This is a genomic window from Streptomyces sp. NPDC031466, from assembly GCF_055581265.1.
Genome location: NZ_JBVIJT010000003.1, coordinates 542,204 through 567,994, shown reverse-complemented (window position 1 = coordinate 567,994; position 25,791 = coordinate 542,204). Strand labels below are relative to the sequence as shown.

2 protein-coding genes are annotated in these 25,791 nt (G+C 72.5%); both read right to left on the bottom strand.

All coding sequences use genetic code 11. The annotated features are described in order from the left end of the window. Positions 1–28: 28 nt before the first annotated feature. On the bottom strand, positions 29–4,576 hold the full coding sequence (locus ACZ5GP_RS08380; RefSeq protein WP_468750039.1) for an amino acid adenylation domain-containing protein: 4,548 nt from the start codon (positions 4,574–4,576) through the stop codon (positions 29–31). Then, positions 4,573–25,791 carry a non-ribosomal peptide synthase/polyketide synthase gene (locus tag ACZ5GP_RS08375; RefSeq protein ID WP_468750038.1) on the bottom strand — a complete coding sequence of 7,073 codons (21,219 nt, stop codon included), beginning with the start codon at positions 25,789–25,791 and terminating at the stop codon, positions 4,573–4,575. The genes ACZ5GP_RS08380 and ACZ5GP_RS08375 overlap by 4 nt, the downstream gene beginning before the upstream one ends.

Below are 25,791 nucleotides of genomic sequence, written 5' to 3'. Positions count from 1 at the left end.
CTCCTCACAGTTGCCTGGGTCGAGTGACTTACGCGCGGTCGTCGGCGAATGCGGACTCGAGATCGTCGACCTCGTCCTGAGCGAGGTCGAGCAGGGGAAAGTCGGAGGGGGTGTGGCCGCCGGCGGCCGGGTCGGCCGTGGTGTGGGCGGCCAGTCCCGCCAGCAGGTCCAGCCAGCCGAGCCCCAGCCGGTCGGCGTCGGCCGCAGACAGCAGCCCGCTGGGCCAGGCCAGCGACAGCGACAGCTCCGGTCCGCCCGGGGTGTCATGGACCAGGGCCCCGACCTCCAGTGCGTGCCGTGCCGGCATGTCCGGGGGGGCCGCGCCGCCGAGCGTCGACTCGCCGGCCGGCTCCCAGGCGGCGGGGGGTCCGCTGGAGTCGCCGGAGGGGAAGCGGCCGAGGTAGTTGAAGCCGATCTGCGGGGCGGGCAGTTCGGCGAGTACGGGTGCGGTCGCGGGGTTCAGGTGGCGCAGCAGCTCAACGCCGAGCCCGTCCCCGGTCGCGGCCTTGGCCTGCTCCTTCACCGCCTTGAGCAACGCGCCCGCGGCCGGCCCGCCCGTCCGCGCCCGGTCCACGCCGGTGGTGCCGACGCGCAGCCGTACGGGGCGCGTACTGGCGAACCAGCCCACGGTCCGCGACAGATCGACGCCGTCGTGCAACTGCTCCCGGCCGTGCCCCTCGACGTCGACGAGCACGCCGTTTGCGTACTCCGGCCGCCACTGCGCCACCGACCCCGCCAGCGCCGCGAGCAGCACCTCGCGCACTCCGCAGTGGAAGACGGCCGGGGTGCGCGAGACGAGCGTCTCGGCCACGGCGGCGGGTACCAGCCAGCGCCGCCGGAACGTGGTCCGCTCGGTGTCCTGCGCGGGATCCAGGGGGCGCCGTCCAAGGAGCGGCTCTTTGTCGGCGAGGAGCTGCTTCCAGGCGGGGAGTTCCGCCGTCCGGTGCTCGCTGACGGCCTCGGCGGCCAGCAGCTGCGACCAGCGGCGGAAGGACGTACCCACCGGCTCCAGGGACGGCTCCCGGCCGGCGGCCGCTGCCTCGCAGGCGGCCCGTAGATCCGGCAGCAGGATGCGCCATGACACCCCGTCCACCGCGAGGTGATGGACGACGACCAGCAGGCGGCCCACCCGCTCCGGTCCGGCGTCGAGCCACACCACCTGCGCCATCACACCGGCGGCAGGATCCAGCCGTTCGACGGCCGCCTCGGCCTCGGCGGCCACGAGCGCGTCCACCGCCCCCACCGGCACGGTTGCGGCGTCCACGCGCGATACGAGCGCCGGTACGGCGATCGAGCCCGGCTCCGGCACCACGAGCTTCGACTCGGCCGCCACCAGCCGGGCGCGGAGCATGTCGTGGGCGGCAAGCACGGCGGCGAACCCGGCGGTCAGCGCCGCCAGACACAGCCTCGGGGGTGCGCCGACGACCATCCACTGCGCGAAGCCGGCCCTTGTGACGGCGTTGCCGAGCGACCGCATCACCGGAGTGAAGGCGATCTCACCCACGCCGGACGCGTCCGCCGCGTATGCCGTACTGCCAGTCGCGGCGACGACTCCCGCCAGGCCGGCCGGGGTTCGCTCCTCGAAGACCTGCCGCGGCGATACCACCCAGCCGGCGCGGCGTACCCGCGACGCCAGCTGCATCGACATGATCGAATCGCCGCCGAGCTGGAAGAAGTCGTCGTCGACCCCGACCTCGGCCGCGCCAAGGACCTCGGCGAACAAGGTGCACAGGAGTTCCTCGACAGGCGTTGACGGCGCGCGACTCGGCGCGTGCGCGATGTCGGGGGCGGGCAGCGACGCCTTGTCGATCTTGCCGTTGGGGGTGAGGGGGAGGGTCTCCAGGGCGGTGATGGTGGCCGGGACCATGTGGTCGGGGAGGCGGGTGGCGGCGAACTCCCGGATGGCGACAGGGTCCAGCTCGGGCGCGGACACGGTGTAGGCGGCGAGGCGGTCGTCGCGGGCGATGACGGTGGCCTGGGTGATGCCGGGGTGGGTGGTGAGGACGGATTCGATCTCGCCGAGTTCGATGCGGAAGCCGCGGATCTTGACCTGCTCGTCGGCGCGGCCCTGGAAGTGCAGCAGCCCGTCGCCGCTCCACCTCGCCAGGTCACCGGTGCGGTACATGCGGACGCCGTCGGCGTACGGGCAGGCCACAAAGCGCTCCGCGGTCAGGTCGCGGCGGCCCAGGTAACCGCGCGCCAGGCCCGGACCGGCCAGATACACCTCACCCGTGACACCGACCGGCACCGGGCGCAGGAAATCGTCCAGGACGTACGCCTGGGTGTTGCGCAGCGGACTGCCGATCGCCGGCGCTCCACCATCGGACGTGAGGCCGGCGGGCAGCTCCACGGCCGTGGTCATCACGGTGGCCTCAGTCGGCCCATAGGTGTTCCACAACCCGGCCCGCGCCCGCCACTTGGCAGCCAGGCCGACGGTCAGCCGTTCCGCACCCAGCACCCAGTTCCGTACGCCAGGCACAGCCTGCGGGTCCAGGACGCCGAGCAGGGACGGCACCACGCTCGCGACCGTCACGCCGCTTTTCCGGATCATTGCGGCCAGCGCCACCGGATCGGTCCGCTCCTCGCCGGTGGCGATCGCCAACGTGCCACCCGCAGCCAGGGTCACGGCGACGTCCAGGACCGAGGCGTCGAAGCTGAACGACGCGAACTGCAACGTCACCTCGCCAGGCCCGGCACCGAGCACCGGCCCCATCGCCTCGACCAGATTCGCCACACCCCTATGCGCGACCGCCACACCCTTCGGGCGCCCCGTCGAACCCGACGTATAGATCACATACGCCAACTGATCCGCGATCAGCGGCACATCCAGCGGCAGGCCGGACTCCGCGGCGATGGCTGCCCGAGCCTCGGCCAGCACAGCTGCATCGATCACCATGGACGCGCCACTGTCGGTGGTCATGAACTCCAGCCGGTCGGCCGGATGGTCCGGGTCCAGCGGCACGTACGCACCCCCGGCCTTCCAGACCGCCAGCATCGACACGACCATGTCGACACCACGCGGCAGTCGCAGACCCACCCGCGACTCGGGCCGGACACCCAGCCCCCACAAGTAGCGGGCCAGCCGATTCGACCGCGCCTCCAGCTCCCCGTACGAGACGGCCTCCGCCCCGCACCGCACCGCGACCGCATCCGGAGTCCGAACCGCCCACGCCCGTGAGCGCTCCACCACCGGCTCCGACCCCACCGGCCGCGCGGTGGCATTCCACTCCTCCACCACCCGCGCCCGCTCATCCGCACCGAGCAAGTCGATCTCGCTCACCCGCACCCGCGGATCCGCCGCCACCTGCTCCAGGACCCGCACCAGCCGGGCGGCGATGCGCTCGGCCTCCGTCCGCTCGAACAGATCAGGCCGGTAGGCCAGCTCGATCCGCAGCCGGTCGTGCGGGGTCACCCCTACGGTGAGGGGGTAGTTCGTGGCCTGGCGGGTCTCGCCGCCGGAGATGATGTAGGTCTCGGTGTGGTCTTCCCGCGGTTCCGGGGCCCTGGGGAAGCTCTCGTACACGACCAGCGTGTCGAAGCCCGCGCCCGGTCCGGCCGCGCGCTGGATCTCCGCCAGGCCGAGGTGCTGGTGTGCCATCAGCTCGGACTGGCGCTGCTGCAGTCCGGTGAGCAGTTCAAGGAACGGGAGTTCGGGGCGCAGGCGGACCCGTACCGGAAGGGTGTTGATGAGCAGTCCGACCATTGACTCCGCCCCGGGCAGTTCCGCCGGCCGGCCCGCCACAGTGGCGCCGAAGACGACGTCGGGGCGGCGGGCCAGCCGCGCGAGCACCAGTGCCCAGGCACCCTGCACCACTGTGTTGACGGTCAGGCCGTGGGTTCGGGCCAGCTCCGAGAGGGCGCGAGTGGCGGGCCGGGAAAGGTCGAGGCGGCATTCCTGCGGCAGTACCGCGGTCCGCTTCCGGTCGGCGGCCGTCACCAGCGTCGGTTCCTCCGCGCCGGTCAGTTCGGCCTGCCAGGCGGCTCGTGCCGCCGCCTTGTCCTGGCGGTTCAGCCAGGCCAGGTAGTCCCGGTAGCCGGTCACCGGGGGCAGTGTCCGGGTGTCGCCGCCGGCCGCGTACACCGTGGCCAGCTCGTTGAGCAGCACCGGCATCGACCAGCCGTCCATCAGGATGTGGTGGGTCGTGAGCACCAGCTGATGCTGACGGTCGGCGAGCCGGATCAGCAGCAGCCGGAGCAGCGGAGCGGCCGCCAGGTCCAGCCGCTTCGCGTGCTCCTGTGCGGTGAGTTCCGCGGCCCTGGCCGTCCGCTCGGCCTCCGCCAGGCCGGACAGGTCGGTCTCCTGCCAGGGGAGTTGCACCGTACGGGCGATGAGCTGGACCGGCGCGCCCGACTTCCGCTCGTGGAAGCTCGCCCGCAGTGCCGCGTGCCGGTCGAGGAGCGCCTGCCAGGAGGCCCGGAAGCGGGCCGGGTCGAGCGGCCCGGCTATCGAGATCACCGTCTGCAGGGCGTAGATGTCCGGGCCTTCGCCGTCGAAGGAGGTGTGGAAGAGCAGGCCTTCCTGCAGCGGCGAGAGCGGCCAGACCTCGGCGAGCGCGTTTCCCTTGGGCGTCTTCACTGCGGGTCTTCTCCTTCGCGTTCTGCCGCCAGTGCTTCGAACTCCTCGACCTCGTCCTGGGCGAGCTCGAGCAGGGGGAAGTCGGAGGGGGTGTGGCCGCCGGCGGCTGGGTCGCCGTCCGTGTGGGTGGCGAGTCCGGTGAGGAGCGCCAGCCAGTGGCGGCCGAGTTCCGCACCCTGCGCGTGGTCAAGGAGGGCGCCGGGCCAGGCCAGGGACAGGGTCAGTTCGGGTCCGTACGGGGCATCCTGGATGATCGCGCCCGCTGCCAGCGCATGGGTGACCGGGGCCTGCGGGTCGGCGGCGCCGCCCGGGCCCGTCTCGCCGGCCGGCTCCCAGGCGGCCGGTTCACCGGTGCCGGACCCGACGGGGAACCTGCCCAGGTAGTTGAAGCCGATCTGCGGTGCGGGCAGCACGGCCAGCTCCGGTGCGGTGCGCACGTTCAGGTGGCGGAGCAGCCCGTGGCCGAGGCCGTCGCCCGGAACCCGCTGGAGCTGTTCCTTGACCGCCTTCAGCAGAGCGCCCGCCGCCGGACCGCCCGCCTGCGCCTCGCCGAGATCCGCGTCACCAGCGGCGACCCGTACCGGATGTACACCGGTGAACCAGCCGACCGTGCGCGAGAGATCCACCCCGTCGCCGTGCGCCTCGCGGCCATGGCCCTCGATGTCGACGAGGACGCCGGTGGCGTACTCCGGCCGCCACAGCGCAACCGCCCCGGCCAGCGCCGCGAGCAGCACCTCGTGCACGCCGCAGTGGAAGACGGCCGGGGTCCGGGAGACGAGCGTCTCGGCCACGACAGCGGGCACGACCCACTCCTCACGGCGCAGGCCCGCCACCGTGTCCCGTACGGGATCCAGCGGCCGCCGCCCCATGAGCGGCTGGTCAGCGGTCAGCAGCGCCTTCCAGCCGGGCAGCTCCGCCGTCCGCTCCTCGCTGACGGCCTCGGCGGCCAGCAGCTGCGACCAGCGGCGGAACGACGTGCCACTCCCGTCCACCGCGGGCTCCCGGCCGGCGGCCGCTGCCTCGCAGGCGGCCCGTAGATCCGGCAGCAGGATGCGCCATGACACCCCGTCCACCGCGAGGTGATGCGCGACGATCACCAGCCGGCCCACCCGCTCACAGCCGGCGTCGAGCCACACCACCTGCGCCATCACCCCGGCGCCCGGATCCAGCCGTTCGACGGCCGCCCGGGCCTGCGCCCGTACCAGCTCTCCGAGTTCAGCATCCGCCGCGCCGACCGCGGCCACCCGCGATACGAGCCCGGCGGCGTCGGTCGAGCCCGGCTCCGGCACCACCAGACGGGACTCGCCGGCCACCAGCCGCGCCCGGAGCATGTCGTGTGCGTCCAGCACGGCGGCCACGCCGGCGGTCAGCGTCTCCAGATCCAGCGTCGGGGGCGCACCTACGACCATCCACTGCGCGAAGCCCGGCCGCCTGACGGCCTCCCCGAGCGACCGCATCACCGGGGTGAAGGCGATCTCCCCCACCCCTGACACGTCCACCGCCGACACCCCACCGTCCGCCGCGGCGACAACTCGCGCCAGACCGGCCGGAGTCCGCTCCTCGAAGACCTGCCGCGGCGACACCACCCAGCCCGCCCGCCGAACCCGCGACGCCAGCTGCATCGACATGATCGAATCGCCGCCGAGCTGGAAGAAGTCGTCATCCACCCCGACCTCCCCCGCGCCGAGCACCTCGGCGAACAGGTCGCACAGCGCCTCCTCCACCGGCGACGACGGCGCGCGGCTCGCCTCACGTACGACATCGGGCGCGGGCAGCGCCGCCTTGTCGACCTTGCCGTTGGGCGTGAGCGGCAGCTCGTCAAGGACCACGACGGCGGCCGGGACCATGTACTCGGGCAACCGAGCGGCCGCGGACTCCCTGACGGCGTCGCCGTCCACCTCCCCGCCCGCGGTACGGACGACGTACCCGACCAGCCGCTCGCCGTCCGCCGCCACCAGCGCCTGGGCGACCCCCGGATGCGCGGCGAGGGCCGACTCCACCTCGCCCGGTTCGATGCGGAAGCCGCGGATTTTCAGCTGCTCGTCCGCCCGGCCCTGGAAGAGCAGTTGGCCCTCGGCGGTCCACTGCGCCCGGTCGCCCGACCGGTACATCCGCCCGCTCTCGACGTACGGGCAGGCCACAAACCGCTCCGCCGTCAGCCCCGGCCGCCCGGCGTAGCCGCGGGCCAGGCCCGGGCCGGCCAAGTAGAGCTCGCCCGTTATCCCGGCGGGCACCGGTTGCAGGAAGCCGTCGAGTACAAAGGCCCGGGTGTTCGCCATCGGCCGCCCGATCGGCACGGTGCCGTCGGCGCCCGGCGTCAGTGGCGGGCTCATGGCCGCGCACACCGTCGCCTCCGTCGGCCCGTAGGCGTTCACCAGGCGCCGCCCGGAGGACCAGCGGTCCGCGACCGCCGCCGGGCAGGCCTCGCCGGCCACCGTCACGGTCTGCACCGTGTCCGGCAGGGTCTCCGCCACCGCCAGCAGGCTGGGCGGCAGGGTTACGTGCGTGGTCCGGGTCCGTGCCAGCGTCTCGGCCACCGGCAGCTGCGGCGGCAGGTGTTCGGCGCCGGCCACCACCAGCGTGGCGCCGGACAGCAGCGCCATGCACAGCTCGGATACGGCCGCGTCGAAGCTCAGCGAGGCGAACTGCAGCACCCGGGCGTCCGGGTGCACGGCGAACCGCTCGATCTGCGCCTGCGCCAGGTTCGCAAGCCCGGCGTGCGAGACCACCACGCCCTTGGGACGGCCGGTGGAGCCCGAGGTGTAGATGACGTAGGCCGCATGCTCCGGCCGCAGCGGTGCGCGCCGCTCCGCGTCCGTGATCGACCCGGGTGCCTGGTTCGCCACCGCCGCGGCCACGGCCGGCTCGTCGAGGACCAGCGCCCGCGCCGCGAACTCGTCCGGCAGCACGCCGCGCACCGCGGTGGAGCAGAGCACCAGCGCCGGATCGGCGTCCCGCAGCATGAATTCCAGCCGTTGCCGCGGATAGGCCGGGTCCACCGGTACGAAGACGCCGCCCGCCATCGACACCGCAAGCAGCGCCACCACGGCGGGCACCGTGCGCTCCGCAAGCAGCGCCACCCGGACCTCCGGCCCGACGCCGGCGGCGATCAGCCGCCGGGCCAGCCGGCCGGCCTCGTCCTGCAGCTCGCCATAGGTCATGGTCCGCTCGTGCCCGTGCGACGGCTCGCCCCCGTGCGACTGGGCCGGCTCGTGCGATAGGGAGCTCAGCGCCGCCGCGTCCGGAGTCCGCCGCACCTGGCGGGCGAGCAGCTCGGGCAGCGGGGCGGCGGTCACCGGCGCGGCGGTGTCGGTGTCGTTCCATTCCCGCAGCACCCGCGCCTCCCCGGCCGCGCCGAGGATGCCGATCCGGCCCACCGGCACGGTGGCGTCGGACGCCAGCTGCTCCAGCACCCGCTGCAGAGCGGTCCGGTTCTCCGCCGCCCAGTCGCGCGTGCAGAGGTCCGGACGGTAGACCACCTCTCCTGCCAGCCGATCGCCGGGCGCCATGATGAGCGCGAGGGTGTAGTGACTCGCGTCCTGCGACTTGCCGTCCGGCCGCAGCGAGAGGCCTTCCACCGGGCTCTCGTCGGCCGCGGTGCGCGGGTAGTTCTCGTAGACCACCAGCGTGTCGAACTCGGCCCCGGGACCGGCGAGTTTCTGTATCTCCGCCAGGCCCAGGTGCTGATGACCCATCAGGGCGACCTGGCGCCGCTGCAGGTCCGCGAGCAGGTCCACAGCCGGCTGGGCGGGGTCCAGCCGGGCTCGTACCGGGAGGGTGTTGATGAACAGCCCGACCGAGGCGTCCGCTCCCGGCACCTCGGCGGGCCGGCCGGCCACCGTGCTGCCGAACACCACATCGTCGCGCCCGATGAGCCGGGCCAGCAGCAGCGCCCAGGCGCCCTGCACGATCGTGTTCATCGTCAGGCCGTGAGTGCGGGCGAGTCCGGTGAGGTCACGGGTCAGTTCGGCGGAGCACTCGAACTCCAGCGGGACCGGACGGGCGGCCGCCGCGGCCGACCGCTCGGGCGCGACGCGGGAGGGCTCGTCGGCGCCGGCCAGCTCCGCCCGCCAGGCGGCCCGCGCGGCCGACCGGTCCTGTCGGCCGAGCCAGGCCAGGTACTCCCGGTAGGACGTCGCCGGCGGCAGCGCCGCCCGCCGCTCGCCGACCGCCGCCTCGTACAACGCGGCCAGTTCGCCGAAGAGGACCGGCAGCGACCAGCCGTCGACCACGACGTGATGAGTGGTCACCACCATGCGATGCCGCCGCTCGCCGAGCCGGATCAGCAATACACGCAACAGCGGCGCCCTGGTCAGGTCGAACCGCTCCGCCATCTCCGCGGCGCACAGCCGGCCGATCTTCGCGCGCGCCTGCGCCTCCGGCAGGCCGGACACATCGGCCGCGCGCCACGGCAGTGCGACGTCATCGGCGATGACCTGCACCGCTGTCTCGTCGGAGACACCCTGGTGAAAACTCGCCCGCAGGAGGGGGTGCCGGTCCAGCAACGGCTGCCACGCGCCGCGCAGCCGCGCCGCGTCCAGCGGGCCGTCGAGCAGCAGGGCGCGCTGTCCTGCGTAGACGTCGGGCCCTTCGCCGGCAAAGGCGGCGTGGAAGAGCAGCCCTTCCTGCAGCGGGGACAGCGGCCATACGTCGGCCAGGTCCGGGACCGCCCGCTCCAGCTCCTGGACGCCGCGCTGGGTCAAGGACAGGAGGGGGAAGTCGGCGGGGGTGTGGCCGCCGGCCGCCGGGTCGCTGCTGGTGTGTTCGGCGAGTCCGGTGAGCAGCGCCAGCCACTGACGGCCGAGCTCCGCGCCGTCGGTGTCGTCGAGCAGGCCGCCTGCCCAGGTCAGGGACAGGGTCAGCTCGGGCCCGTGCGCGGTGTCCCGGACGACCGCGCCCGCGTCCAGCACATGGGCGGCCGGAGCCTGCGGGTCGGCGGCACCGCCCGGACCGGTCGCGCCGGCCGGCTCCCAGGCGGCCGGTTCGCCCGAGTCGGGCCCGGCGGTGAAGCGCCCGAGGTAGTTGAAGCCGATCTGCGGTACGGGCAGCTCGGCGAGCACGGGCGCGGTCTCGGGGTTGAGGTGGCGCAGGAGCTGGTAGCCGAGGCCGTCCCCGACCTTGGCATGGGCCTGCTCCTTCACGGCCTTCAGCAGGGCGCCCGCGGCCGGGCCACCGGACCGCGCGTCGGCGAGGTCCACGCCGCCGGACGCCACCCGGACCGGGTGCACGCTGGTGAACCAGCCGACGGTGCGCGACAGATCCACGCCGTCGCCGGCCTCCCGGCCATGCCCCTCGATGTCGACGAGCACCCCGGCGGCGTACTCCGGCCGCCACCGCGCCACCGCGCCGGTCAGCGTCGCGAGCAGCACCTCGTGCACGCCGCAGTGGAAGACGGCGGCGGTGCGGGAGACGAGCGTCGTCGCCGTGGCGGCGGGCACAATCCACTCCTCGCGGCGCAGGCCCGCCACCGTGTCCCGTACGGGATCCAGCGGCCGCCGCCCCAGCACCGGCTCGTCGGCGGCGAGCAGCGCCTTCCAGACGGGGAGTTCCGCCGCCCGGTGCTCGCTGACGGCCTCGGCGCCCAGCAGCTGCGACCAGCGGCGGAAGGACGTACCCACCGGCTCCAGGGACGGCTCCCGGCCGGCGGCCGCTGCCTCGCAGGCGGCCCGTAGATCCGGCAGCAGGATGCGCCATGACACCCCGTCCACCGCGAGGTGATGGACGACGACCAGCAGGCGGCCCACCCGCTCCGGTCCGGCGTCGAACCACACCACCTGCGCCATCACACCGGCGGCAGGATCCAGCCGGCGGACCGCGGACTGCGCCTCGACCCGGGCCAGTTCGCTCAGCCCGGCGGAGTCCTCGACACCGGTGGCATCGACGCGGGACACGAGCGCCGGCACGTCGGTCGAGCCCGGCTCCGGCACCACGAGCTTCGACTCGGCGGCCACCAGCCGGGCGCGGAGCATGTCGTGCGTATCAAGAACGGTGGCGAACCCGGCGGTCAGCGCCGCCAGATCCAGCTGGGCGGGTGCGCCGACGACCATCCACTGCGCGGCCCCGGCGCCCGCCACGGACTCACCGAGCGACCACATCACCGGGGTGAAGGCGACCTCCCCCACGCCGGTCACCTCCGGCTCGTCCCCGGCCGCCGGCTCCGCCGCACGGTCCGAGGCCACGACCCGTGCCAGGCCGGCCGGGGTGCGCTCCTCGAACACCTGCCGCGGAGACAGCACCCAGCCTGCCCGCCGCGCCTGCGAGGCCAGCTGCATCGACATGATCGAATCGCCGCCGAGCTCGAAGAACGAGTCGTCCGCTCCTACCTGGTCGATCCCCAGGACCTGAGCGAAGAGGGTGCAGAGGAGGTCTTCGGTGGGGGTGGATGGTGCGCGGCCGTGGCCGGTGGTCGCTTCGGGGGTGGGGAGGGCGGCTCTGTCGATCTTGCCGTTGGGGGTGAGCGGCAGCTCGTCCAGGACAGTGATGGTGGTCGGGACCATGTGATCGGGAAGGCGGGTGACGGCGAACTCGCGGATGGCTGCGGGATCCGACTCGGTCGCGGATACGACGTAAGCGGCGAGGCGGTCGTCGCGGGCGATGACCGTGGCCTGAGCGATATCCGGGTGGGTGGTGAGGACGGATTCGATCTCGCCGAGTTCGATGCGGAAGCCGCGGATCTTGACCTGTTCGTCGGCGCGGCCCTGGAAGTGCAGCAGCCCGTCGTCGCTCCACCTCGCCAGGTCACCGGTGCGGTACATGCGGACGCCCGCTGCGTAGGGGCAGGCCACAAAGCGCTCCGCGGTCAGGTCCCGGCGGCCCAGGTAACCGCGGGCCAGGCCCGGACCGGCGAGATAGACCTCGCCGGTGGCACCGATCGGCACCGGGCGCAGGAAATCGTCCAGGACGTACGCCTGGGTGTTGCGCAGCGGACTGCCGATCGCCGGCGCTTCACCATCGGACGTGAGGCCGGCGGGCAGCTCCACGGCCGTGGTCATCACGGTGGCCTCAGTCGGCCCATAGGTGTTCCACAACCCGGCCCGCGCCCGCCACTTGGCAGCCAGGCCGGCGGTCAGCCGTTCCGCACCCAGCACCCAGTTCCGTACCCCTGGGACTGCTTGCGGGTCGAGCACGGACAGCAGCGACGGCACCACGCTCGCCACCGTCACCCCGGCCGCATCGATCATCTCCGCCAGCGCCCGCGGATCCGTGCGCTCCTCACCGGTGGCGATCGCCAACGTGCCACCCGACGCCAGGGTCACGGCGACGTCCAGGACCGAAGCATCGAAGCTGAACGACGCGAACTGCAACGTCACCTCGCCTGGACCCGCACCCAGCACCGGACCCATCGCCTCGACCAGATTCGCCACACCCCGGTGCGGGACGGCCACGCCCTTCGGGCGACCGGTGGAGCCGGAGGTGTAGATCACGTACGCCAACTGATCCGGGTCGAGCACTGCCTGGAGCGATCGCGCGGGTTCCGCGGCAATCACCGCCCGCGCGCCGGCCAGCCACTCCGCGTCGATCACCAGCGACGACTCGCAGTCCGCCGCCATGAACTCCAGCCGGTCGGCCGGATACTCCGGATCCAGCGGCACGTACGCACCCCCGGCCTTCCACACCGCCAGCATCGACACCACCATGTCGACACCACGCGGCAACCGCAGACCCACCCGCGACTCGGACCGGACACCCAGCCCGCGCAAGTACCGGGCCAGCCGACTCGACCGCGCCTCCAGCTCCCCGTACGAGAGGGTCTCGGCGCCACACCGCACCGCGATCGCATCCGGAGCCCGAACCGCCCACTCCTGGAATCGTTCCGGCACGGTCAGCGACCCGACCGGCCGCGCGGTGGCGTTCCACTCCTCCACCACCCGCGCCCGCTCATCCGCACCGAGCAAGTCGATCTCGCTCACCCGCACCCGCGGATCCGCCGCCACCTGCTCAAGGACCCGCACCAGCCGGCGTACGATCTGCTCGGCCTCCCGCTCATCGAACAGGTCGTGGCGGTAGTCGAGCCGAAGCTTCAGCTCGGACGCGTCCACCCCGAGTGCCAGTACGAAGTTGGTCGACTCCCGCATCCCCGCGCCCGTCAGCCGGACGGAGTCGAGGGCGGCCGGCACCTCCGGATCACCGGGGAAGTTCTCGAATGCCAGCAGCGTGTCGAAGCTCGCGCCCGGACCGGCCAGCCGCTGGATCTCCGTAAGGCCGAGATGCTGGTGGTCAAGGAGCGCGGTCTGCTCCGCCTGCAGGTCGGCGAGCAGCTCCGCGACGGTCCGCGTGGCCTCGTAACGCACCCGCACCGGGACCGTGTTGATGAACAGCCCCAGCATGTCCTCCATGCCCGGCAGCTCCGCCGGGCGCCCCGCCACGGTGGCTCCGAAGACCACGTCCCGGCGGCCCGTGAGGCCGCCGACCAGCAGCGCCCAGGCGGCCTGCAGAACGGTGTTCAGGGTCACGTCGGCCTCGCGGGCCAGCCGCGTCAGCTCTTGCGCGAGCGGCGGCGCCAGCTCGGCACTGATGTATGCGGTCTCGCCGGGCGATCGGGCCGGGTGGCCGGGGGCCACCAGGGTCGGTTCCTCGGTCCCGGCCAGCGCCTGGCCCCAGACCGCCCGCGCCGCGTCCTTGTCCTGCCGCGTCAGCCAGGCCAGATACTCCCGGTACGGCGTAACCGCGGGCAGTCCGGCGCCGCTGCCGCCTGCCGCGTAGGCGGCCCACATCTCCCGCAGCAGGATCGGCAGCGACCAGCCGTCCAGCACCAGGTGGTGCATGGTGAGCACCAGCCGGTGGCCGTCCCGGCCCACTCTGATCAGCAGCACCTTCAGCAAGGGTGGCGCCCCCAGCTCGAATCGCCGCGCGCGCTCCTCGGCCGCGATCTGCTCGGATCGCGCCCAGGCCGCCTGCCCCGGCTCGTCCGTGAGGTCTTCCTCGCGCCAAGGGAGCTCCACGCCCTCGACGATCACCTGCAGCGGTTGCTCGATCCCGGCCACCTGACGGAAGCCCGCCCGCAAGCTGCCATGCCGGTCGAGCACCGTCTGCCACGACGCCCGCAACACACCCGCGTCCAGCCGGCCCGCCAGGTCCAGGACCAGCTGCTCCACATACACATCCGGGCCCTGCTGATCAAACAGGGCGTGGAACAGCAGACCCTCCTGCAGCGGCGATACGGGCAACACCTCCACCAGCCCGGGAACCGCCGCCTCCAACTCCTCGACCTGCGACTGCCCCAACGCCACCAACGGGAAGTCCGACGGCGTGCGACCGCCACCACCCGAGGCCACATGAGCCGCAAGCCCGGCCAGCATCTCCGCCCAGCCGTCAACCAGCGCCTGTGCCGCGCCCGTGTCCAGCAGCCGCTCCGGCCAGGAGAGGCTCAGGGTGAGTTCCGGACCGCCCTCGGCCGGGTCGTGAACCGCTCCCATGAACTCCAGCGCGTGCAGCACGGGGGAGTCGCCGCAGACGCCACCGCCGAGATCGTCGTCGAGCAGCCGCCAGTCGTCGTCCGCAGGCCTGCTGAATCGGCCCAGGTAGTTGAAGCCGACCTGCGCGGTCGGCAGCGCCGTCTCTGAGTTGAGGTACCGGAGCATGCCGTAGCCAAGACCGTCCCCGGGCACGGCGCGCACCTGCTCCTTGATCCGCTTGAGGACCGTTCCGGCGGCGGCCTGACCGGCCCGTATCGCGCCGCCGTCAACCACGCCGGGATCCAGCCTGACCGGATGCACTCCGGTGAACCAGCCGACCGTCCGCGACAGGTCCACGCCGTCTGCCAACGGCTCCCGTCCATGCCGCTCGATGTCGATCAGGAACGACGCCCGCCCCTGATCGGCCCACTCCCCTATCGCGGCCGCCAACCCGGCCAGCAGCACCTCATCGGCCTTGGCTCCGAACGCCGCCGGCACCCCGGTCAACAGCGCCGACGTCACCGACACCGGCACCCGCACCGACACCCGCCGCACCGACGACTCGACATCCCGTACCGGATCCAGCGGCCCAGCCGTCAGCCCCAGGTCGGGACCCGCGGTCATCGCGGTCCAGGCCTCGAGCTCCGCCAGCCGCTCGACGCTCCCGGCCTGCGCCGTCAACTCCCGTGCCCAATGCCGGAATGACGTCATCGTCGTCTCGAGGTCCGGCTCTCGACCGGCTCCCAACGCCGCACACGTCTCCGCCAGATCCGACAGCAGGACCCGCCACGACACGGTGTCCATCACCAGGTGGTTGAAGACGAGCAGCAGTCGCCCCTCGGCCACCGCACCGCCGTCGAACCACACCGCTTCGAGCATCACGCCGGCGGCCGGCTCCAGCCGCCCAGCGGCCGCACGAGCCTGTGCACCGGTCAATTCCCGCAGAGCGTCGTCCGGCAGGCCGGTCGCGTCGAAGCGGCGTACCCACGTCCGCTCCGGCGCCTCCTCCGGCACCTCGAGCCGCGGCTCCGGACCCGGCACCAACCGCGCCCGCAGTACGTCGTGGTGACCCACCAGCACCTGCACCGTCCGCGCGAGGACCGCGAAGTCGAGTCCGGCCGGGGTGCTCACCACTGCCGACTGCACGGCTCCGCCCACCGCGTCGAGGCCGACCCGTCCGATCAGCTCATGCATCACCGGCGTCAGCGGCACCGCACCCACGCCGGACTCGCCGCCCGGCACCACATCACCGCTCTCCACGGCTCCCGCAACCCGCGCCAGGCCTGCCGGGTTCCGCCGCTCGAACACCTGCCGGGACGAGATCGCAAGGCCTGCCCGCCGAGCACGCGACACCAGCAGCATCGACATGATCGAGTCACCGCCCAGCTCGAAGAACGAGTCCTCGACACCCACCTGTTCCAGCGCCAGCACTTCGGCAAAGAGCTCGCACAGCAGCACCTCAACCGGCGTCGCCGGTGCCCGGCCGCCCCGGGCCGCGCTCCCGGGCGCGGGCAGGGCTGCGCGATCCACCTTGCCGTTGGGGGTCAGCGGCAGCTCGTCCAGTACGACGACGGCGGACGGAACCATGTGCTCCGGCAGCCGGGCGGCGGCAGCGTCCAACAGGGCGACGGTGTCGAGGCGGCTGCCGGTGGCGGGAACGATGTAGGCGGCGAGGCGGTCGTCGCGGGCGATGACGGTGGCTTGAGTGACATCCGGGTGGGTGGTGAGGACGGATTCGATCTCGCCGAGTTCGATGCGGAAGCCGCGGATCTTGACCTGTTCGTCGGCGCGGCCCTGGAAGTGCAGCAGCCCGTCGTCGCTCCACTTCGCCAGGTCGCCGGTGCGGTACATGCGGACGCCCGCTGCGTAGGGGCAGGCCACGAACCGCTCCGCGGTCAGGCCCCGGCGGCCCAGGTAGCCGCGGGCCAGGCCCGGACCGGCCAGATACACCTCACCCGTGACACCGACCGGCACCGGGCGCAGGAAATCGTCCAGGACGTACACCTGGGTGTTGCGCAGCGGACTGCCGATCGCCGGCGCTTCACCATCGGACGTGAGGCCGGCGGGCAGCTCCACGGCGGTGGTCATGACGGTGGCCTCGGTCGGCCCATAGGTGTTCCACAGCCCCGCCTGCGCCCGCCAGCGAGCGGCGAGGTCGGCGGTCAGCCGTTCCGCACCCAGCACCCAGTTCCGTACCCCTGGGACTGCTTGCGGGTCGAGCACCGACAGCAGCGACGGCACCACGCTCGCCACCGTCACCCCGGCCGTACGGATCATTTTCACCAGCGCCTGCGGGTCGGTGCGCTCCTCGCCAACAGCGATCGCCAAGGCGCCACCCGACGCAAGAGTGGCGGCGACGTCAAGCACCGAAGCATCGAAGCTGAACGACGCGAACTGCAACGTCACCTCGCCAGGTCCGACACCGAGCACCGGCGCCATCGCCTCGACCAGATTCGCCACACCCCGATGCGTGACGGCCACACCCTTCGGGCGCCCCGTCGAGCCCGACGTATAGATCACATACGCCAACTGGTCCGGATTCACCGGGATCTCAAGCGATGTGTCAGGCTCGGCGGCAATCGTGCTCTCTGCCTCAGCCAGCCGGCCGGCATCGATCACCACGGACGCGCCACTGTCGACCGCCATGAACTCCAGGCGATCGGCCGGATACTCCGGATCCAGCGGCACGTACGCACCCCCGGCCTTCCACACCGCCAGCATCGACACCACCATGTCGACACCCCGTGGCAGCCGAAGCCCCACCCGCGACTCGGACCGGACACCCAGCCCGCGCAGGTGGCGAGCCAGCCGATTCGACCGCGCCTCCAGTTCCGCGTACGAGACGGCCTCCGCCCCGCAGCGCACCGCACCCGCCTCCGGCGACCGAACCGCCCACTCTTGAAAGCCCTGCGGCACGGTCGGTGACCCGACCGGCCACGCCGTGGCATTCCACTGCTCCACCACCCGCGCCCGCTCATCGGCATCGAGTACGTCGATCTCACCCAGCCGCATCTGCGGATCCGCCGCCACCTGCTCAAGCACCCGCACCAGCCGGCCGGTCAACGCCCGGGCGGTGTCCTCGTCGAACAGGTCCGGGCGGTAGTCGAGCCGCAGATTCAGATCGGACGGGTCCACGCCCAGCGCCAGCGCGAAGTTCGTCGACTCCCGCATCCCGGCACCCGTGACGACCACGGACTCCAGCGATGACGGCACATCCGGATCACCCGGAAAGTTCTCGAACGCCAGCAGCGTGTCGAAGCTCGCGCCGGCCCCCGCCAGCCGCTGTATCTCCGTCAGACCGAGGTGCTGGTGGTCGAGCAACCCCGACTGTTCCGCCTGCAGTTCGGTCAGCAACTGGGCCACCGACTGCATCGCTTCAAGCCGCACCCGCACGGGCACGGTGTTGATGAAGAGGCCCAGCATGGTCTCCATGCCCGGCAGTTCCGCCGGCCGCCCTGCGACCGTCGTCCCAAAGACCACGTCGCGTCGACGGGCCAGCTGACCCACCACGATGGCCCACGCAGCCTGCAGAACGATGTTCACCGTCACGCCGAGCTCCCGGGCCAGGTCGCGCACCGCTTCGCTCAGCTCCGCACCCGGCGCGCATGCCACCGACTGCGGCAGCGCTGCCCCGGCGTCCACGGCGGTGGGGGCGACCAGGGTGGGTTCCTCGGCCTCGGACAGGGCCTGCGCCCAGGCCGCCCGCGCGGCGTCCTTGTCCTGGCGCGCCAGCCAGCCCAGATACTCCCGGTACGGCGTGAGGGCGGGCAGGCTGGTGCCGTGGCCGCCGGCCGCGTAGGCGGCCCAGACCTCTCGCAGCAGGATCGGCAGGGACCAGCCGTCCAGCAGAATGTGGTGCAGCGTGATCACCATGCGACAGCGGTCCGCGCCCAGCCGGATCAGCAGTACGCGGATCAGCGGCGGCCGCGCCACATCAAAGCCCCGCACCCGCTCGGCAAGGACCAACGCCTCCGCCGACTCCGGCTGTTCGGTCAGATCCTCCTCGCGCCAGGGCAGCTCCACACCCTCGACGATCACCTGCACCGGCTGCTCGACCCCCGCCACCTGACGGAAGCCCGCCCGCAAGCTCCCGTGCCGGTCGAGCACCGTCTGCCACGACGCCCGCAACACACCCGCATCCAACCGGCCCGCCAGGTCCAGGACCAGCTGCTCCACATACACATCCGTGGCCTGCTGATCAAACAGGGCGTGGAACAGCAGACCCTCCTGCAGCGGCGATACGGGCAACACCTCCACCAGCCCGGGAAGCGCCGCCTCCAACTCCTCGACCTGCGACTGCCCCAACGCCACCAACGGGAAGTCCGACGGCGTATGACCGCCACCACCCGAGGCCACGTACGCGGCCAGATCCGCCAAGGCCGCCGCCCAGGCATCAACAAGAGACTGCGCCGACTCCACGCCCAACAGCCGCTCCGGCCACGCCAACGTCAGCGTGAGCTCCGGCCCATCCGCCAGATCACGGACCGCACCCAGGAACTCCAGCGCATGCCGCACCGGGAAGTCGCCGCCGAGGCCACCCCCGACATCGTCACTGAGCAGCTGCCAGCCGTCTCCCGCAGGCCTGTTGAAACGGCCCAGGTAGTTGAACCCGACCTGCGCGGCCGGCAACCCGGCCAACCCCGCCGCCGTATCCGCATTCAGATACCGGAGCATGCCGTAACCCAGCCCGTCCCCGGGCACACCCCGCACCTGCTCCTTCACCCGCTTGACGACTTCCCCGACCCCCACCGGCCCACCGGCATGCACCCGGACCGGATGCACACCCGTGAACCAACCGACCGTCCGCGACAAGTCCGCTCCATCGCCACCGAACGGCTCCCGCCCATGCCGCTCGACCTCGACGAGCACCCCGGAGTCACCCTCGGGCCGCCACTCCTCCAGCGCCGCCGTCAGACCTGCCAACAGCACCTCATCGACCCTGGCACCGAACGCCGTCGGCACTCCGGTCAGCAACGCCGAAGTCACGGACGCCGGCACCCGCGCCGACACCCGCCGCACCGACGACTCGACATCCCGCGCCGGATCCAGCGGCAGCGTCGTCAGCAACGGGTCGGATACCGAATGCATCGCACCCCATGCCTCCAGCTCCGCCAGCCGCTCCGCACTCCCGGCCTGCGCCTCCAACTCCAGCGCCCAGTGCCGGAACGACGTCGCCACCGGCTCCAGGCCCGGCTCTTCCCCGGCTGCCAGCGCCGCATACGCCGCCACCAGATCCGGCAGCAGCACCCGCCACGACACCGTGTCCACCACCAGGTGGTTGAGGACAAGCAGCAGTCGCCCCTCGGTCGCCGGACCGGCGTCGAACCACACTGCCTGCACCATCACACCGGACAGCGGATCCAGCCGGCCCACCGCCGTCCGCGCCTCCACTTCCGCATCCGCGACATCCGCATCAACCCGACGCACCCACGACCACCCCGGCACCGCCTCCGGCACCACAAGCCGCGCCTCCGCGCCCGGCACCAACCGTGCCCGCAGCGCGTCATGCCGTGCGGCCAGCGCCCGCACCGCTCGCGCGAGCACCTCGAAGTCCAGACCGGCCGGCGTCCGTACCCAGCTGGACTGCACGACCTCATGGAGCCGGTCGAGTCCGACGCGTTCGATCAGCTCATGCATCACCGGCGTCAGCGGCACCGCACCCACGCCGGACTCGCCGCCGGGCACCGAACCACCGCTGTCCAGCGCACCCGCAACCCGTGCAAGCCCAGCCGGAGTCCGCAGCTCGAACACTTGCCGGGAGGAGATCGCAAGGCCGGCCCGCCGAGCGGCCGAGACCAGCAGCATCGACAGAATCGAGTCCCCGCCCAGCGCGAAGAAGTCGTCGTCGGCACCGGCCTCCCGCACGCCAAGCACCTCGGCGAAGAGCCCACACAGCAGCGCCTCGCCGGACGTCGCCGGCGCCCGGCCCGGTCCGGTCGGCGCGTCGACGGCCGGCAGAGCGGCCTTGTCCACCTTGCCGTTCGGGGTGAGCGGCAGCACGTCCAGCACCGTCACCGCGACCGGGATCATGTACGCGGGCAGCCGGCGGGCGGTGAAGTCCCGTATCGCGGTCGCGTCGGCCGGGCCCTGCGCACCGGGCGTCACATAGGCGGCGATACGGTCCGCACGCACCACCACCGCCGCCTGCGCGACGGCCGGATGCGCCGCGATGACCGACTCGATCTCGCCCGGCTCCACGCGGAAGCCGCGGATCTTCACCTGCGTATCCGCCCGGCCCTCGAAGTGCAGCAGCCCGTCGTCGCTCCACTTCGCCAGGTCGCCGGTGCGGTACATCCGCCCGCCGCCGAAGAAGGGGCTGGCGACGAAGCGCTCCGCGGTCAGCTCCCGGCGGCCCAGGTAGCCGCGGGCCAGGCCCGGACCGGCCAGATAGACCTCACCCACCACACCCGGCAGCACCGGGCGCAGAAAGTCGTCCAGCACGAAGACGCGGGTATTGGGCAGCGGGCCGCCGATGGCCGGCGGCCGGTCGTCGGGGGTGATACCCGCGGGCAGCTCCACGGCGGTGGCTATCACCGTGGACTCGGTGGGGCCGTAGGTGTTCCAGAGACCCGCCTGGGGCCGCCACTTGGCGGCCAGGCCGGCGGTCAGCCGCTCGGCACCCAGCACCCAGTTCCGTACGCCGGGCACAGCCTGCGGGTCGAGCACGGACAGCAGCGACGGCACCACGCTGGCCACCGTCACCCCGGCCGCATCGATCATCTCCGCCAGCGCCCGCGGATCCGTGCGCTCCTCGCCGGCAGCGATCGCCAAGGTTCCGCCGGACGACAGCGTTGCGGCCACGTCCAGCACCGAGGCATCGAAGCTGAACGACGCGAACTGCAACGTCACCTCGCCAGGACCCGCACCCAGCACCGGCCTCATCGCCTCGGCCAGGTTCACCACACCCCGGTGCGCGACCGCCACGCCCTTCGGACGACCGGTCGAGCCGGAGGTGTAGATCACGTACGCGAGCTGATCCGGTTCGACCGCGACGTCGAGAGGGGTGTCCGGCTCGGCGGCGATCGCCGGCCTGGCGTGGGCCAGCCGGTCCGCATCGATCACCACCGAGACGCCACTGTCGACCGTCATGAACTGCAGGCGATCGGCCGGGTATTCGGGATCCAGCGGCACGTAGGCACCGCCGGCCTTCCACACCGCCAGCATCAACACCACCATGTCGACACCCCGCGGCAACCGCAGACCCACCCGCGCCTCCCGAACCACCCCAAGCCCACACAGGTAGCGGGCCAGCCGGTTCGACCGGTCATCCAGCTCCCCGTACGAGAGGGCCTCCGCGCCGCAGCGCACCGCCACCGCGTTCGGCGTGAGCAGCGCCCAGTCCTCGAACAGCTCCAGCCAGGTGTCCTCCGGCACCGGCCGCGGCGTGTCGTTCCACTTGTCGACGACCAGGGACCGCTCCGCCTCGTCGAGGGCGTCCAACGTGCCGATACGAGCCTCCGGCTCCGCCGCCATCCGGGTCAGCACCCGTATCAGCCGCTCCGAGATCGCCAGGGCCGCCGTCGCGTCGAAGCTGTCCAGCCGGTGATCGAGCCGCAGCCGCAGCCCGTCGATCGGGTCGACACCCAGCGTCAGCGCGAAGTGGGTCGACTCGCGGACCCCGGAGGCCGTGAGCCGCAGCGGCTGCGGTGGACCGCTCTCGCCGGCCCGGTAGTTCTCGAACGCCAGCAGCGTGTCGAAGGCCGCGCCCGGGCCCGCAAGGCGCTGGATCTCCGTAAGGCCAAGATGGTGGTGGTCCAGCAGCGCGGACTGCTCCGCCTGCAAGTCGGTGAGGAGTTCGGCGACCGTCCGCGCCGGATCGAACCGCACCCGCACCGGAACAGTGTTGATGAACAGCCCCAGCATGTCCGCCATGCCGGACAGCTCGGCCGGCCGGCCCGCGACCGTCGCCCCGAACACCACGTCCCGACGTCCCGTCAAGGCACCGGCCACCAGCGCCCAGGCGGCCTGCACGACGGTGTTCAGCGTGACGCCGTACCGGCGGGCCAACTCGCGTAGCGCCTCGGCCAGTTCGGCGGCCGGTGCAAAGGTCGTCTGGCCGGTCGGACTCGGCGTGCCGTCCGCGGCGGCGGAGGCCACGAGGGTCGGCTCGTCGAGCCCGGACAGGGCCTGCGTCCAGGCGGCGCGCGCGGCGTCCTTGTCCTGGCGCGCCAGCCAGCCCAGATACTCCCGGTACGGCGTGAGGGCGGGCAGGCTGGTGCCGTGGCCGCCGGCCGCGTAGGCGGCCCAGACCTCTCGCAGCAGGATCGGCAGGGACCAGCCGTCCAGCAGAATGTGGTGCAGCGTGATCACCATGCGACAGCGGTCCGCGCCCAGCCGGATCAGCAGTACGCGGATCAGCGGCGGCCGCGCCACATCAAAGCCCCGCACCCGCTCGGCAAGGACCAACGCCTCCGCCGACTCCGGCTGTTCGGTCAGATCCTCCTCGCGCCAGGGCAGCTCCACACCCTCGACGATCACCTGCACCGGCTGCTCGACCCCCGCCACCTGACGGAAGCCCGCCCGCAGGCTCCCGTGCCGGTCGAGCACCGTCTGCCACGACGCCCGCAACACACCCGCGTCCAACCGGCCCGCCAGGTCCAGGACCAGCTGCTCCACATACACATCCGTGGCCTGCTGATCAAACAGGGCGTGGAACAGCAGACCCTCCTGCAGCGGCGATACGGGCAACACCTCCACCAGCCCGGGAAGCGCCGCCTCCAACTCCTCGACCTGCGACTGCCCCAACGCCACCAACGGGAAGTCCGACGGCGTATGACCGCCACCACCCGAGGCCACGTACGCGGCCAGATCCGCCAAGGCAGCCGCCCAGGCATCAACAAGAGACTGCGCCGACTCCACGCCCAACAGCCGCTCCGGCCACGCCAACGTCAGCGTGAGCTCCGGCCCTTCGGCGAGATCATGGACGATGCCTTCGGCCTCAAGGGCGTGCATGGCCGGCGCCCGGCTCGCGATGCCCTCTCCCAGACCGTCGCCGAGCAGCTGCCAGTCGTCCGAGCGGCTGCTGAAGCGGCCCAGGTAGTTGAACCCGACCTGCGCGGCCGGCAACCCGGCCAACCCCGCCGCCGTATCCGCATTCAGATACCGGAGCATGCCGTAACCCAGCCCGTCCCCGGGCACACCCCGCACCTGCTCCTTCACCCGCTTGACGACTTCCCCGACCCCCACCGGCCCACCGGCATCCAGCCGGACCGGATGCACACCCGTGAACCAACCGACCGTCCGCGACAGATCAAGGCCGTCGCCACCGAACGGCTCCCGCCCGTGGCTCTCCACGTCCACCAGGAACGAAATCCGTCCCCGGTCGGCCCACTCCCCTGTCGCCGCCGCCAGCCCCGCGAGCAGCACCTCGTCGACCCCGGCGCCGAAGGCCCCCGGCACCCCGGTCAGCAGCGCCGACGTCACCGACACCGGCACCCGCACCGACACCCGCCGCACGCTGGCGCCCAAGTCCACGGCCGGGTCCAGGGGCAGCGTCGTCAACAGCGGGTCGGAACCCGCCTGCATCCCGGTCCAGGCAGCAAACTCCGCCAACCGCCCCGCACTCCCGGCCTGCACCTCCAGCTCCCGCGCCCAATGCCGGAACGACGTCGCCACCGGCGCCAGCACCGGCTCCCGACCCGCGCCCAGCGCCGCACACGCCTCCGCCAGATCCGGCAGCAGCACCCGCCACGACACCCCGTCGACCACCAGGTGATGAACCACCAGCAACAGCCGCCCTGGCGCGTCCACCCCAGCGTCGAACCACACCGCCTGCACCATCACGCCGGACAGCGGATCCAGCCGGCCCACCGCTGCCCGCGCCTCCGCATCCGCATCCGCCACAGCGGCATCGACCCGGCGCACCCACAGCCGCCCCGGCACCGCCTCCGGCACCACAAGGCGCGCCCGCGCACCCGGCACCAACCGTGCGCGCAGGAGGTCGTGGTGATCCACGAGCGACTGCAGCGCCGCTGTCAGAGTTGCCGTGTCCACTCCCGGCGGGGTCGCGACCAGAGCCGACTGGAAGATCTCCGGCAGGTCTGCCGGCCGCACCCGCTCCAGGAGTTCGAGCATGACGGGAGTGAGCGGCACCTCGCCCGTACCGGCAGCTGTGTCGACGGCTGCGGCAGCGTCCAGGGGTACCGAGACCGCGGCGATCCGGGCGGCGGTCCGCTCCTCGAAAACCTGCCGGGTCGTGACCGCGAGACCGGCCCGGCGAGCGCCGGATACGACCATCATCGACAGGATGGAATCCCCGCCCAGCGCGAAGAAGTCATCGTCGGCGCCGGCCTCCCCTACGCCCAGCACCTCGGCGAAGAGATCGCACAGCAGCAGTTCAGCGGGCGTTGCGGGGGCCCGGCCCCGCTCGCGTGCGGCCGGGGCCGGCAGCGCCGCCTTGTCCACCTTGCCGTTGGGGGTGAGCGGCAGCCCGTCCAGCAGGGTCACCGAGGCCGGGACCATGTGCTCCGGGAGACGCGCCGCGGCGAACTCGCGCACGGCGGCCGAGGCGAGTTCGCCGTCGGTGACCACGTACGCGGCGAGACGGTCATCCCGTACGGCCACCACCGCCTGCGCGACGGCCGGATGCGCGGTGAGGACGGATTCGATCTCGCCCAGTTCGATGCGGAAGCCGCGGATCTTGACCTGCTCGTCGGCGCGGCCCTGGAAGTGGACCAACCCGTCGCCGCTCCACTTCGCGAGGTCGCCGGTGCGGTACATCCGCCCGCCGCCGAAGAAGGGGCTGGCGACGAAGCGCTCCGCGGTCAGCTCCCGGCGGCCCAGGTAGCCGCGGGCCAGGCCCGGACCGGCGAGATAGACCTCACCCACCACACCCGGCAGCACCGGGCGCAGAGAGTCGTCCAGCACGAAGACGCGAGTGTTGGGCAGCGGGCCGCCGATGGCCGGCGGCCGGTCGTCGGGGGTGATACCCGCGGGCAGCTCCACGGCGGTGGCTATCACCGTGGACTCGGTGGGGCCGTACGTGTTCCACAGTCCCGCCTGGGCACGCCACTTGGCGGCCAGTCCCGCGCTCAGCCGCTCGGCGCCCAGCACCCAGTTGCGTACGCCGGGCACAGCCTGCGGGTCGAGCACGGACAGCAGTGACGGCACCACGCTCGCCACCGTCACCCCGGCCGCATCGATCATCTCCGCCAGCGCCCGCGGATCCGTGCGCTCCTCACCGGTGGCGATCGCCAACGTGCCACCCGACGCCAACGTGACGGCCACATCCAGCACCGAAGCATCGAAGCTGAACGACGCGAACTGCAACGTCACCTCGCCAGGACCCGCACCCAGCACCGGACCCATCGCCTCGACCAGATTCGCCACACCCCGATGCGGGACGGCCACGCCCTTCGGGCGACCGGTGGAGCCGGAGGTGTAGATCACGTACGCCAACTGATCCGGGTCGAGCACTGCCTGGAGCGATCGCGCGGGTTCCGCGGCAATCGCCGCCCGCGCGCCGGCCAGCCACTCCGCGTCGATCACCAGCGACGACTCGCAGTCCGCCGCCATGAACTCCAGCCGGTCGGCCGGATACTCCGGATCCAGCGGCACGTACGCACCCCCGGCCTTCCACACCGCCAGCATCGACACCACCATGTCAACGCCACGCGGCAACCGCAGACCCACCCGCGCCTCCCGAACCACGCCGAGCCTCAGCAGATAGCGCGCCAGCCGACTCGACCGGGCGTCCAGCTCCCCGTACGAGAGGGTCTCGGAGCCGCACCACACCGCGCGTGCCTCCGGCGACCGAAGCGCCTGGGCCCGGATCAGCTCCGGAACGGGGTTGGTGACATTCGAGCGACGGGAGTCAGACAT

Bases quoted from the DNA above. Each gene is read 5' to 3' on its own strand.
- ACZ5GP_RS08375 (WP_468750038.1), bottom strand. From the start codon at position 25,791: ATGTCTGACTCCCGTCGCTCGAATGTCACCAACCCCGTTCCGGAGCTG.